At 55.8% G+C, this 12,564-nt stretch carries 13 protein-coding genes; 10 read left to right on the forward strand and 3 right to left on the reverse strand.

The genetic code is table 11. From position 1 onward, the window contains the following. Both ACMNAY_RS10790 and ACMNAY_RS10795 read right to left on the reverse strand, forming a co-directional pair. On the reverse strand, positions 1 to 792 hold the full coding sequence (locus tag ACMNAY_RS10790) for a DUF975 family protein (protein WP_418719385.1): 792 nt from the start codon (positions 790 to 792) through the stop codon (positions 1 to 3). A 117-nt stretch (positions 793 to 909) separates the two neighbouring features. Further along, on the reverse strand, positions 910 to 1,740 hold the full coding sequence (locus ACMNAY_RS10795) for a helix-turn-helix domain-containing protein (protein WP_418719386.1): 831 nt from the start codon (positions 1,738 to 1,740) through the stop codon (positions 910 to 912). A gap of 216 nt (positions 1,741 to 1,956) precedes the next feature. Here ACMNAY_RS10795 and ACMNAY_RS10800 point away from each other — a divergent pair, with 216 nt between their 5' ends. The 5 genes from ACMNAY_RS10800 to ACMNAY_RS10820 all read left to right on the forward strand — a co-directional run bounded on the left by ACMNAY_RS10800 (position 1,957) and on the right by ACMNAY_RS10820 (position 7,687). Further along, positions 1,957 to 3,345: an MFS transporter gene (locus tag ACMNAY_RS10800; RefSeq protein WP_418719387.1), complete on the forward strand. Its 1,389-nt coding sequence runs from the start codon at positions 1,957 to 1,959 to the stop codon at positions 3,343 to 3,345. After that, positions 3,346 to 4,101, forward strand: coding sequence for an alpha/beta hydrolase family protein (locus tag ACMNAY_RS10805; RefSeq protein WP_097770641.1), 756 nt, complete (start codon positions 3,346 to 3,348; stop codon positions 4,099 to 4,101). A 12-nt stretch (positions 4,102 to 4,113) separates the two neighbouring features. Then, complete coding sequence (gene bilR / locus ACMNAY_RS10810) at positions 4,114 to 6,039, forward strand: bilirubin reductase, long form (RefSeq protein ID WP_418719388.1); 1,926 nt, start codon at positions 4,114 to 4,116, stop codon at positions 6,037 to 6,039. A 232-nt stretch (positions 6,040 to 6,271) separates the two neighbouring features. Further along, on the forward strand, positions 6,272 to 6,748 hold the full coding sequence (locus tag ACMNAY_RS10815; RefSeq protein WP_418719389.1) for a hypothetical protein: 477 nt from the start codon (positions 6,272 to 6,274) through the stop codon (positions 6,746 to 6,748). Between the two features lie 243 nt (positions 6,749 to 6,991). Next, complete coding sequence (locus tag ACMNAY_RS10820; RefSeq protein ID WP_418719390.1) at positions 6,992 to 7,687, forward strand: sigma-70 family RNA polymerase sigma factor; 696 nt, start codon at positions 6,992 to 6,994, stop codon at positions 7,685 to 7,687. A 151-nt stretch (positions 7,688 to 7,838) separates the two neighbouring features. On the opposite strand, the gene ACMNAY_RS10825 is transcribed toward ACMNAY_RS10820, so the two are convergent. Further along, a complete protein-coding gene (locus ACMNAY_RS10825; protein ID WP_418719391.1) occupies positions 7,839 to 8,639 on the reverse strand; it encodes an SDR family oxidoreductase in 801 nt (266 codons plus the stop codon). Between the two features lie 330 nt (positions 8,640 to 8,969). Here ACMNAY_RS10825 and ACMNAY_RS10830 point away from each other — a divergent pair, with 330 nt between their 5' ends. The 5 genes from ACMNAY_RS10830 to ACMNAY_RS10850 form a co-directional block, all read left to right on the forward strand. After that, positions 8,970 to 10,475, forward strand: a complete 1,506-nt coding sequence (locus ACMNAY_RS10830; RefSeq protein WP_418719392.1) for a DNA methylase — start codon at positions 8,970 to 8,972, stop codon at positions 10,473 to 10,475. Continuing rightward, entirely contained in the window at positions 10,456 to 10,953 is a 498-nt protein-coding gene (locus tag ACMNAY_RS10835; RefSeq protein ID WP_418719393.1) for a hypothetical protein, read from the forward strand. Before ACMNAY_RS10830 ends, ACMNAY_RS10835 begins: the two co-directional genes overlap by 20 nt. A 97-nt stretch (positions 10,954 to 11,050) precedes the next feature. After that, a complete protein-coding gene (locus tag ACMNAY_RS10840; RefSeq protein WP_418719394.1) occupies positions 11,051 to 11,269 on the forward strand; it encodes an HFLK protein in 219 nt (72 codons plus the stop codon). 114 nt (positions 11,270 to 11,383) lie between these two features. Then, positions 11,384 to 11,911: a cysteine hydrolase family protein gene (locus ACMNAY_RS10845; RefSeq protein ID WP_418719395.1), complete on the forward strand. Its 528-nt coding sequence runs from the start codon at positions 11,384 to 11,386 to the stop codon at positions 11,909 to 11,911. Positions 11,912 to 11,922: 11 nt separating this feature from the next. After that, on the forward strand, positions 11,923 to 12,564 hold a 642-nt coding region (locus ACMNAY_RS10850), incomplete at its 3' end, for a hypothetical protein (RefSeq protein ID WP_418719396.1).

Here is a 12,564-nt window from a genome sequence, read left to right on the forward strand (position 1 = left end):
TCAGATTTCCTCGGTGTCAGAAGGTGCGGCGGTGATATCCCGGTAAAAGATCGCCCAGGTCGCTTCTTCGTAGGGGTGCAGAAAGAAGAAGCCGGCGCTCAGCGGGATGGACAGCAGGATCAGCAGAACGAGGACCGTATCCGCCGAGTGGGTGAAGGCAAAGACGAGAGAGAAACCGATCAGCATGGGCAGGGTGCAGAGCAGTTCCCAGCCCAGAAAGCTGAGATCGAGGCAGAACAGCCGCCACTTGTTGCCGTCCATGATGCGCCGGGATTCAGTGATGGCTTCGTTGGCCGTCAGGCCGGGGTGCTCGGCCATGATATAGGGGGTCATAGCGTAGCTGTAGGCTTTTAACACGCCGGGAATGAACAGCAGCAGTGACCAGAGCGCCACATAAAGCCCCTGCAGGAAATTCATGCAGAAGCCATCCCACAGGCGGTGCTTCTGGGAAGCGAGGTCGGAAAGGGCAGCGTCCCTGCCGTCTGCAAGGTTCAGGTTGAACCGGGCGTAGCCCAGCCGCGCCGCACCGCTCACGATAAAGGTGAACACTGCCCAGGCAAGGATGCAGACCACAAGAACCGCCAGCACACCGCCGCTGCCGGTGGAAAACAGCCCGGCAAAACCCGGGGTGTCGCCGTTGGTGTTCCGGCTCATGTTGGAGATGATCCTGTCTGAGCTGCTCACGATGTTGGCACCCAGCACACTGGCGATCAGTCCGGCCAGAACAGCTGTCTTCCATCTGCCACGCAGGGCATCCAGCGCAAGGGCACGATAATCAGCAGAAAGTTTCATAGAGCTTCCCTCCTGTCAGCAATGGAGATCGTTCGTTGAAAAACGGCAGCTGCCGTTTTATATAAAATACGTTTCAGCCTGCACAAAAATTGCAGCCGGGACTTCTTTTGCAAAGGCTCATCCCCGGGCATCCTGCCGGGTGGTGCTGAAATATTCCTTGGGGGTCATACCGTACTCCTTTTTGAAGGCGCGAAAAAAGTGGTTATAGCCCCCAAAGCCGCTGGTCTTGTACACCTCGGTGATGGGCAGGCCCTGCTCAATGAGGGCGCAGCAGCGGTCCAGCCGCGCCTTTACGATGTAGCGGTGCACGGTCTGGCCGGTCTGGCGCTTGAACTCCCGGGCAATGTGCTCCCGGGAAACGAAAAACTCCTTTTCCAGACGCTCCAGCGTCAGTTCCTCGGTGAGGTGCGCCTGAATAAAGAGGAATACCTCATCCAGCATCAGGTGGTGGCGGCTGACCGAAGCAGTGTGGAATTCGGCATGGATGCAGGCACGCAGCGCCAATACCACGAACATCTGCAGGATGCCGTGCTCGAACGCGGCCGCGCCGAACTGACTGCACTCCTGGGGGAGCACCAGCAGCTTCCGGGCAAGATTTTTCAGCAGCATATAGATCTGGCTGTCCGGCCGGACGGCCACCTGCCGGAAGGGCACCACGTTGAAGCTCTTTTCAAAGTCGGTGTCCTCATCCGACAACTGCGCCAGCATCTGGGGGGACAGCTGCACCCGGATGATCTCCAGCGGGCCGTAGGCTCCGGCATATTCCAGCCTGCCGCCCTGCCCGGGCTTGAGGATGATCAGGTTCTGCTGCTGGGCGGGCAGCACCACCTCGCTGCACCGGAACACACCGCTGCCCCGCATGACCAGAAACAGGTCATAATACGCGCCCGAAAAAAATTCCCGAACAGTGCTTTGTTTGAAAAGATAACGTTTGGCTGTATAATTCACCAAAATTCCCTCCGTGGAACTGTCAGATGCGACAGTTTGTTGTACACAACTGAAAAGTACAACTGTCATAATTGCATAATACATCAATTTGCGATAGTTTTCAATCATTTTTTGGATATGCTTTGACGCAAAATTAACGTATAATGCAATCGAAGAGAAGAGGCTTGTGTGAAAAGCCTCGTGGTTTCATCTGTTTTTTAAGGAGGATAAAACGCAATGGACCAGAAAAAGACCGTTCGGCCCTTCTCCATGAAGGACAAGATCGGCTATACACTGGGCGATCTGGGCTGCTGCTTCACGGAGCAGTACCGCGCCATGTATCTGTCGATCTTCTACACCTTGATCCTGCAGGTCAACCCCTTCCATGTGGGTATTCTGCTGCTGATCACCAAGATCTGGGATGCCGTCAACGACCCCATCATCGGCGCTATCGTGGACTCCCGCAAGGCCACCAAGGGCGGCAAGTTCATCCCGTGGATCCGCGCCTTCTCGTTCCCCATGGCAGTGCTGTGCGTGCTGGGCTTTGTCAATGTGGGCAACATCAACTACGGCCTGCGTCTGGCTTACATGTTCATCACCTATGTGCTGTATGAGGCACTGTACACCTGCGTCAACGTGCCCTTCGGCACCCTGTCCAGCGTGATGACCGATGATGTGAGCCAGCGCACCGCCCTGTCCCGTTACCGCAGCCTGGGCGGCACCATCTTTATGACCGTCATGGTCATGGTCGGCCCCCTGTTCCTGTATGTGGACAACCAGCCTGTGGCTGGCCGCTTCCTGATGCTGGCCTGCATCTGCGCCATGCTGGGTCTGCTGTGCCTGCAGATCACCTGCGTGTGGTGCAAGGAGCGTGTGGAAGTGCCCGAGCGTCCGCAGGGCGAAAAGCTGAACTACCTGCACGTGCTCAAGGAGATCTCCCACAACAAAGCCCTGCTGGGCGTGATGTTCTTCAGCCTGACCGGCATGATCGGCGCATCCGTGGTCAACGGCCTGAACACCTACCTGTACAAGGACTTCTTCGGCAACGTCAAGATCCAGGCCGTTTCCGGTATGCTCAGCGTGCTGTATGCGGTGCTGTCCTTTGCCATCACCCAGCCTCTGGCCAACAAGTTTGGCAAGAAGGAGTGGTGCTGCATGGGCGCAGGCTTTGCCGCCGTCGTGTTCGGCATCCTGTTCTTCTTCCCTGTCCACAACCCTGTGGCCTTCATCGTCATCAACGGTATCTGCTATCTGGGCGCTTCCGGTATGCAGGTGCTGATCTGGGCCATGGTCAACGATGCCATCGACTACCATGAGCTGCAGACCGGCGAGCGCAATGAGGGCATCGTCTACTCCACCTACTCCTTCTTCCGCAAGCTCGCAAGCGCCATCTCCGGCAGCCTGTCCAGCTTTGTGCTGGGTGCCATCGGCTACAACGTCACTGTAGGCGCTGTGCAGACCGCAGGTGTTGTGAACGCCATCTGGAAGAGCTACACCGGCATCTACTTCCTGGGCTACGGCATTGCAGTGGCCATCCTGTTCTTCGTCTACCCCCTGACCAAGCAGAAGACGGCCGAGATGCTGGCAGAGCTGAAGAGCCGCCGTGCCGCAAAGGAGAGCAAGTAAATGAAGATCTTACAGGTCCAGTTTCAAAACCGCAATGGCCACACCCTGCGCGGTATCGTGACCCTGCCCGATACCGAGGGTAAGGTACCCTTTGTGGTGCACCTGCACGGCTTTGCCGGCAGCTGCAGCGGCTACAAATCCATGTATACCCACCTGTCCCGCGCTCTGGCAGCGCAGGGCATCGGCAGCGCCCGGTTTGATTTCTACGGCAACGGCGAGAGCGACGGCGAGTTCGAGGATATGAGCTTCGACGGCCTGCACACCGATGCACAGGATATCTTTGCATGGGCAGCCCAGCAGCCCTATGTGGACAGCGAAAAGATGTTCCTCTCCGGCCAGAGCATGGGCGGCTACATTGCTGCCTCCTGCGCTCCGGTGATCCAGCCCCACGGCCTGATCCTGCTGTGCCCGGGCGCAGGGATGTGGTTCGGCTGCGCCCAGCGCGCCGACGGTGTGACCCAGACCGGCAAGGACTACGCCGACATGGAGGGTCTGTGCTACAAGATGGCCTTCAACTATGAGATGGCCAAGCACCCCGATCCCTTTACCGAGGCCAAGGGCTACAACGGCCCGGTGCTTCTGCTGCGGGCCGACGATGACCGTCTGGTGGACGAGGGCACCTGCAGCCGCTATGCCGAGGGGTACACCGCACCTGAGGTGGACACCATTGCAGGCGGCGGACACAACTTTGCCACGCTGACCGCCCGTGCCGCCGTGGAGGAAAAGACCGCCGCATTCATCAAAGCACATCTGTAAGGAGGCATTTGTATGGAAAACATGATCCTGCAGCCCATTGTTGTGGGCGGACAGACCTTTAAGAACCGCATCATGTTCCCCCCGCTGACCACCGGCTACGAGAAGAACGGCATGATCAGCGAGCAGGACATGGGCTTTTACACCCGCCTGGCCAAGGGCGGCGTGGGTTACATCGTTCTGGGCGATGTGGCACCCATCAACAGCTTTTCTCCTACCCCCAAGCTGTTTGACGACAGCCAGATCCCGGCCTTCAAGGAGCTGGCCGACAGCGTCCACGCTTATGGTGCCAAGCTGGGTGTCCAGATCTTCCACCCGGAGTACGACGTGGATGCCATCAACAGCCTGTTCATGCAGAAGAAGTTTGACGAGATGCGTCAGCGCCTGCATCACGACATGATGTTCTTTACCGATGAGGCCAGCGAGGAGATGCTGATGTCCATCATCGATAAGATGTGCGCCTGCGCGGTGCGTGCCCAGAAGGCCGGTGTGGACGTGATCCAGATCCACGGCGACCGCCTGAACGGCTGCCTGTGCTCCACCCGGATGAACCACCGCACCGACAAGTTCGGCGGCAGTCTGGAGAACCGGGTCCGCTTTGCCCGGATGCTGACCCGGGCCATCCGCAAGGCTGTGCCGGGGATGATCATCGACTACAAGCTGTCCATCGTCACCCCGCAGCGGGGCAAGGGCGGCATCGACGAGGCCGATGCGGTACAGTTTGCCCAGTGGCTGGTGGAGGACGGCGTGGATATGTTCCATGTTGCCCAGGCCAACCACACCGGCAACATGGCCGATACCATTCCTCCCATGGGTGTGCAGCCCTACGGCTTCTTTGTCAGGATCGCCGGGGACATCAAAAAGGCTGTCAACGTGCCGGTCAGCGCCGTGGGCCGTATCGTGGATGCCGAGATGGCAGAGCGTGTCATCGAGAGCGGCATGGCTGATATGGTGGCTGTTGGCCGTCCGCTGCTGGCAGACCCTGATTGGGGCGCAAAGATCGCTGCCGGTAAGGCCTGCGATATTCGCCGCTGCATCAGCTGCAACAAGGGCTGCACCGATGCCATCCAGAACCGCCAGTTCCTGTCCTGCGTGCTCAATGCCGAAAATGGCTATGAGAACAGCCGCAGCATCCAGCCTGCCGCACAGAAAAAGAAGGTGGCTGTTCTGGGCGGCGGCCCTGCCGGTCTGGAAGCTGCCCGTGTGGCAGCCCTGCGCGGTCACGATGTGACCCTGTTTGAAAAGTCCACCTCTCTGGGCGGTCAGCTGAACATCGCCTGCGTGCCTCCCCGCAAGGAGGAGATGCGCCGCGCCGCACAGGATCTGATCCGCGCGGTCTGCAATGCCGGGGTGCACCTGTGCATGGGACAGACCCGCACGGCAGAGCAGCTGAAGGAAGCCGGTTTTGAGGCTGTTATCAACGCTGTGGGTGCCCACAGCGCAGCGCCCCGCATCCCCGGCATTGACGGCGTGAACGTGGCCGATGCCTGGAAGGTGCTGGCCGGTGAGCAGCAGGTGTACGGCACGGTGGCTGTCATTGGCGGCGGCATGGTGGGCTGCGAGACCGCAGAGTATCTGGCTGCCCGGGGCTGCAAGGTGTCTGTCATCGAGATGATGGACAAGATCGCAGCAGGCGAGAGCACCACCATTCTGCCTACCCTGCTGGAAAACTACAAGACCTACGGTGTGGAGCAGTACCCCAGCCACAAGGTCAAGGAGTTCCGCATGGATGCCGTTGTCTGTGAGAACAAGGACGGCGCAGAGGTGACCATCCCCTGCGATTACATCGTGCTGGCCATGGGCGCACGCTCCAATGAGTTTGACGCTGCTGCGCTGGAAAATGCCAATATCCCGGTGTATGCCATCGGCGATGCCGCAGGCAAGGCTGCGGATATCTCCAACGCCATCCGTACCGGCTACGATACTGCCTGCCAGCTGTAAAGTAGTCTGAGATGCGCACAGCGCATCGCCAAAAGTGCAAGCCCGGAAGGTCTGTGTGCCTTCCGGGCTTGCCTTTTTCGGGAAAAGGACGTGATCATTGGCCGCCCTCTGCGATATTTTTCCGCCGGTTAAGCCTGGATATAGAAATCCGACAAGAGTTGTGTTAGAATAAGGCATCCGGGAGCGCCATGCGGCGGGTGCTCCGCTTCAACATGAAAAATGGAGGCTTTTTATGAAAAAGACCTATCGCTCGTTCTTTTGTCTGCTTGCAGTGCTGCTGCTCAGTGTCAGCGCGCTGCCCGCTGCCTCGGCATTGTTTTCGGAGCGGCTCTACTACTATGGTACGGTAGAAGAGATCAGCCGCGCTGCGGACGGTACAGTGGAGTCTGTACTGGTGACTGCAGAGGGGCAGGAGACCTATGAAATGGTGATCACTGAGCGCACCCAGTGGCAGGACCATGACGAAAAGACCACCTCTGACCCTGCTACCCTCGCAGTAGGGGAGCAGATCTGTGTGGTGCACGACCCTGCCGTGATGATGTCGCTGCCGCCGCAGTCGGTGGCTTATACCGTCATCCGCAATTTCTCCGCAGGCACGGATCTGGAGCAGGAAGCCCGCGACGCTGCCTGCCCGGTGAAGCAGTTCTTCGCCCGGACCCGCAAGGCCATTGAGGACTGGTTCTACCAGACCATGCCCATTGCGGAGTGAATCTGACTGTATCGTAAAAAGAAAAACATCTGCTGTCCCGCGCCGGAGACTGTTACGTCCGGCAAAGGGGCAGCAGATGTTTTTTATAATGGTTCCTCCGTTTTACCAACAAAATTCGGTTCCTTATTTTTAATACGAGCAAGCCCGCAGAGAAATTGCAGAATGCCATCCCTACGCTCCGGATTCCGGAGGAATACTTTGTGATCTTCCAACAGCATACAGTAGCACCAGGGGGTGCTGTGTATGCTATTAACGCTGCTGCAATTTTTCGCTACAAAATTTCTGGTGCTGGCGCTGCATCTGGAAGCGGGGAGTTTCCCAAAGCCGCTCAGCGCGCGGGAGGAGATCGAAACCTTTGCGGCCCTGCGGGCGGGGGACAGGAGTGCGCGGGAAAAGATCATCCGGCATAACCTGCGGCTGGTGGCCCATGTGGCAAAAAAATACTACGCCCAGCCCGGCGACCAGGAGGACCTGATCTCAATTGGAACCATTGGGCTGATGAAGGCCGTGGATACCTTTGACACCACCCGCAAGGCGCGGTTTGCGACCTATGCCAGCAGATGCATTGAGAATGAGCTGCGGATGCATTTTCGCAGGGAGCGCAGAAATGGCGTGGTCGTTTCGCTGCAGGAAACACTGGAGGCGGGGAAGGAAGACAGCGCGCTGACCCTTTCTGATGTGCTGCAGGACGGTTTCTGCATGGAGGATGCCTGTGAGCGGCAGGATGAGGCCCGGCGGCTGCACAGGCTGATCGAGGGCCTGCCTGCCCGGGAGCGCAAGTTGATCCTGCTGCGGTACGGGCTGGCGGGTCAGCCGCCCCTGACCCAGCTGGAAACGGCACAGCTGCTCCAGATAAGCAGGAGTTATGTCTCAAGGCTCGAGACCCACGCACTGGAACAGCTGCGCAAAGGCTGGCTTCAGGAATCATCGGTGGAATAGAGCGTGCCGCCTGCGGGCGGCGTTACAGATCCTCTTTTACAATGAAAATCCAGACCCGATAAACAAATATCGCCGAGGAGCTTTCCCAGTTGGGAGGCATCCTCGGCGGATTTTTTGGTTTATATAGCAGTTTTGCAGAGCAATGCGCCTGTTACCCGTATATTTTCCCCACGATCTTTCCGCGTGCTGCAGCGGGCAGGAGCTTGCACAAAAGGCTCAGGAATTTATACTGTGCACCGGCAACATAAACGATGGCCGGGTTCTTTTTCTCCGCAATACTGGCGATGTACCGTCCGATGTCTGCCGGGTCCATGCCGTTTTGCTCGTCGTGCTCCATCTGACTGACGCTCCGGGAGATGCGCCCGCCATATTCATCATCGCCGAGAATACTTTTCTGACGTGCTTTTGTAAACCCGGTGCAGATATCGCCCAATTCTACGACGGTAACATGGATGCCGTAGGGCTTGACTTCGTTTGCCAGTGCATAGGAGTAAGAAGAAACAGCGGCTTTGCTTGCAGAGTAGAAGGTCTGGAACGGAATGTGTGCTACGGCAGCAACAGAGCTGATGTTCACAATATGCCCCTTCCCCTGACGGCGCATGAAGGGAAGAACCGCTTTATTTACATTGACCGTTCCGAAGAAATTCACATCAAACTGTGCTTTGGCTTGCTCCATGGACGTAAACTCCACCGCACCGGAGATCCCAAAACCTGCACAGTTGATCACTGCATCGATTTTGGTCTCCTCTTGGATGACCTGCTGCACAGCGGCGGTGACAGTGTCTTCATCGGTCACATCGACAGACAGATGGGTGATGCCCTCCATGGGGATACTCCTGCGGCTGAACTCATAGACGATACAGCCATTCTCTTTCAGAGCAGATGCCGTGCACCGTCCGATGCCGGAGCTTCCTCCGGTAACAATGACGACCTTGTTGTTTTCTCCTGCCATGATTTTCCTCCTGAAAATGTTGATCTGGTTCGAGTATACCGCATCGCAGGGCGACTGTCTATATTGATTCTCGCTATCTGGGCAAGCAGGAACATCACGTTTCGAGGGATCTTATATTAAACAAGGCAGCAGCTTTTGCAGAAAAGTGGCTCAAGTATATATTAGCATTCACAGCAGTCCCTGAAAAAGTGACAGTGTTTACTTTGAAATACTGCCACTCTTTTTTGTTGTCTGGATTACATACAAAATAGCCAGACTATCTTGAAAACAGTGCAAGAATTGATTATAATAAGATAAATAGTTGTATCTCGTGCAAAGGAGGGCTGAAGTATGGCAGCGCAGCGCACCTATCTGGCAATCGACCTGAAAAGCTTCTATGCCTCGGTGGAGTGCGTAGACCGCCATCTCGACCCTCTGACCACCAATCTGGTGGTGGCAGACGCATCCCGCACCGAAAAGACCATTTGCCTTGCGGTGTCGCCCTCCTTAAAGGCATATAAGATACCCGGCAGAGCGCGGCTGTTTGAAGCCGTCCAGCGGGTCCGGGAAGTCAACGCCCATCGGCTGCAGACTGCCATCCGGCAGAAAAAGGCGGCCCGGGGAGAGGACGGCAAATACCACTTTGCCAGAACCTCTTTTGATGCCAACGCCCTGAACGCAGACCCGGCGCTGGGGTTGAGCTACATCGTTGCGCCGCCCCGAATGCAGCGGTATCTGGACGTTTCCACCCGGATCTACAAGACCTACTTAAAGTATGTGTCCCCGGCAGACATCTACCCCTACTCCATCGACGAAGTTTTTATTGATGTGACAGGCTATCTGCCCTACTACCACATGAGCGCCCACGAGCTTGCCATGACTATGGTGCGGGAGGTGCTGTATAACACCGGCATCACCGCAACGGCAGGCATCGGCACCAACCTCTACCTTGCAAAGCTGGCCATGGACATTGTGGCAAAGCACATCCCGGCAGACAAAGATGGTGTCCGCATCGCAGAGCTGGACGAGCAGTCCTACCGGTATCTGCTGTGGAACCACCGCCCTCTGACGGATTTCTGGATGACAGGCCCCGGCACGGTGAAAAAACTGGAAGCTCACGGCATTTATACGATGGGAGACTTGGCGCGGTTTTCCATCCACGGGGAAGATCGTCTGTATGAGATTTTTGGTGTGGATGCGGAAATTCTCATCGACCACGCATGGGGCTATGAGCCCTGCGGTATGGCTGAGATCAAAAGTTACAAGCCCAGCACCAACAGCATCAGCGAGGGGCAGGTGCTGACCTGCCCCTACCCCAACGACAAGGCCAAGCTCATTGTCCGGGAAATGGCAGAGATTCTGATGTTCCGGCTCACGGAAAAGAAGCTGGTGACGGAATCCATCACCTTGGAGATAGGCTACGACCGGGAGAACGTGGACAACGGCGGCTACCGTGGCTTGACCCAGACCGACCGCTACGGCAGAATCATCCCCAAGGCGGCACATGGCACCGTCCGGTTCGATGCCCCCACCAATCTGGGCAGCACCCTCATCAACGAAAGCGCAAAGCTGTTTGAGCGCATCACCGACCCGGCACTGACGGTGCGGCGCATCACCATCAACGCCAACAAGGTCACGCCGGACGAGGGCATCTATCAGGTGGACTTTTTCACCGACACCAAGAAGCTGGAGAAGGAGAAAAAACTTCAGCAAGCCATGCTGGGCATCAAGAATAAGTACGGCAAAAACGCCGTGCTGAAAGCCAGCAGCTACGAGGACGGTGCCACCATGCGCCAGCGCAATGCGCAGATCGGCGGGCACAGCGCAGGAGGTTCGGATGGAAAACTACAAAAATAGCAAAATCGGGCTGGAGACCGTCCGGAAATACGGGGACATCATAGAGATAGAACGCCCCCAGACGGAAGAATCTCTCCGCAAGCACCCCCGCATGACCTTGCAGAACCGTGCCAAAATCTTTTCGCCCTTCTCTCCGCTGCGGGGGTATGACGAGCAGCTTGCCGCGGAAAAGCAGCGCACCGAGCGTGTGCCCAAGCGCATTCTGACCGAGGAAGAAATGTCTGCTCTGTCTGATCGGCTGATGCAGGTCACCAAGGGCATGACCATCACGGTACGGTATTTCAAGGAGGACACTACCCACCCGGAGGTTCCTGCGGTGGGCAATTACATCACCCTGACCGGAAAAGCAGACCGCATCGATCCGGTGTTCCGCACCCTGCAGATAGGCGACACCGTGGTGCCCTTTGAAGATCTGGTGGAGGTCAGCGGGGAAGGCATCATGGACATCGATGCGTATCTGGGAATCGGGAAAGAATGAGATGACAAGAAAATCTGAAAGAGAGTTTTATGGGACATCACCTTTGGTAAAATGACCTCAGAAGAAGCAAAACACACTTCAGACGGAGGAAAACACAATGGCAAACGGTGATTACGGCTATTTCGGCAAGGGCTCCACGGGCTATGCCCAGTACATGACGGCCTTCAACCGCAACTTCGGCGGCTCGTCCGGCGGCGGTGGCGGCGGCGGAAACCACAACAATGGCGGCGGTGGCGGGGGAGACGGCAGCGGCTGCGGCTGCCTCATCGCCATCGCGGTGGTGGTCGTGCTGGTGCTCCTCGCCATGGGAAGCTGAATCAATCCCCGCAGGTGAAACACAGGTTTTGCCTGTATGGATTTTTTGAATCTGCTTGTAGAAAACGGTGGTCTGTGGTAGGATGGAACCAAAGAAAAACAGGAGGGCTACTATATGGTTTTACTGGTCGTGGATACACAGAAAGGTATCGTGGACGAACGCCTGTATGCGTTTGAAAAGTTTGTCAGCAACATCAAGGAGCTGATACGTACTGCCCGCGAACAGGGAATTGAGGTCATCTATGTTCAGCATGATGATGGGCCCGGTACTGGTTTCTCCATCGGGGATGATGAGTTTGATATCTATTCTGAGTTTGCACCACTGCAGACCGAAAAACGGTTCGTCAAGACTGTATGCAACGCTTTCAAAAAAGAGAGCGGATTGCTGGAATATCTGACCGCAAAGGGCGAAAAAGATGTGATGGTCTGCGGCATCATGACCGACTTCTGCATCAATGCAACGATAGAAGCAGGCTTTGAGCACGATTTTCATATGATCGTCCCTGCCTATGCAAATTCCACGCAGGACAACGAGTACATGACAGGAGAGCAGAGCTACCGCTATTATAATGAATTCCTCTGGCCGGAGTGCTATGCCGAATGCGTGCCCATGGATAAGGCGCTGGAGCTGCTCAAAAAGTGAGGAATAACGCAATGTCATCGCTGAAGAATCCCTTTGGAGAAAAGGAAGGAAAACTTATACTGATTTCAGATATTTCCCCAGAGGAAAATGGAAAAAAATGCGGTTGTATCTGCCCACTTTGCAAAGGTGATTTTCAGGCAAAAAACAAGGGGACGATTCGACAACCACATTTTGCACATCTTGGAAAACCATGCAATGAAACGATTGCCTTTATGACAGCTCTTTATAAGTTTTTTAGGCAGAGCATTGAGTCGAGTGGAACATTTTGCCCACCATCTGTTTATGCAAATTTTAGTGGACTTGCAGCAAACCAACGAGCTTGGCTAAGTACAATTCGGACATATACTACTTTTTCGACGATTCAATTAGACGAAGCAGAAGCTGTATTAGAATCTCGCCCATTTGAAGTGGAAAAATGTGAGGTTATCTATAAAAAAGAACTACCCGAAACACTTCTATTGACCGCAAGAGGAAAACAGAGAAAACTTGCGGTTATCGTTGTTCCGCCGGCAACAATTTGTAAAGAACAACAGGTTCCTCAGCCATATAACCAGTTACCAACACTTGCAATCTATATCGACAAAAATGTAAATTTCTATGAGCTACACAGCGAACAACTCATAAAGAAGATTGAAAAACTCGATTTCCGGACG

The sequence above is a fragment of the Candidatus Allofournierella merdipullorum genome (assembly GCF_048426865.1).
GTDB lineage: Bacteria > Bacillota > Clostridia > Oscillospirales > Ruminococcaceae > Allofournierella_A > Allofournierella_A merdipullorum.

Coding starts and splice junctions, on each gene's coding strand:
- ACMNAY_RS10845 (WP_418719395.1), top strand. CDS start 11,384: ATGGTTTTACTGGTCGTGGATACACAGAAAGGTATCGTGGACGAACGC.
- ACMNAY_RS10825 (WP_418719391.1), bottom strand. CDS start 8,639: ATGGCAGGAGAAAACAACAAGGTCGTCATTGTTACCGGAGGAAGCTCC.
- ACMNAY_RS10815 (WP_418719389.1), top strand. CDS start 6,272: ATGAAAAAGACCTATCGCTCGTTCTTTTGTCTGCTTGCAGTGCTGCTG.
- ACMNAY_RS10790 (WP_418719385.1), bottom strand. CDS start 792: ATGAAACTTTCTGCTGATTATCGTGCCCTTGCGCTGGATGCCCTGCGT.
- ACMNAY_RS10820 (WP_418719390.1), top strand. CDS start 6,992: ATGCTATTAACGCTGCTGCAATTTTTCGCTACAAAATTTCTGGTGCTG.
- ACMNAY_RS10805 (WP_097770641.1), top strand. CDS start 3,346: ATGAAGATCTTACAGGTCCAGTTTCAAAACCGCAATGGCCACACCCTG.
- ACMNAY_RS10840 (WP_418719394.1), top strand. CDS start 11,051: ATGGCAAACGGTGATTACGGCTATTTCGGCAAGGGCTCCACGGGCTAT.
- ACMNAY_RS10800 (WP_418719387.1), top strand. CDS start 1,957: ATGGACCAGAAAAAGACCGTTCGGCCCTTCTCCATGAAGGACAAGATC.
- ACMNAY_RS10830 (WP_418719392.1), top strand. CDS start 8,970: ATGGCAGCGCAGCGCACCTATCTGGCAATCGACCTGAAAAGCTTCTAT.
- ACMNAY_RS10835 (WP_418719393.1), top strand. CDS start 10,456: ATGGAAAACTACAAAAATAGCAAAATCGGGCTGGAGACCGTCCGGAAA.
- bilR (WP_418719388.1), top strand. CDS start 4,114: ATGGAAAACATGATCCTGCAGCCCATTGTTGTGGGCGGACAGACCTTT.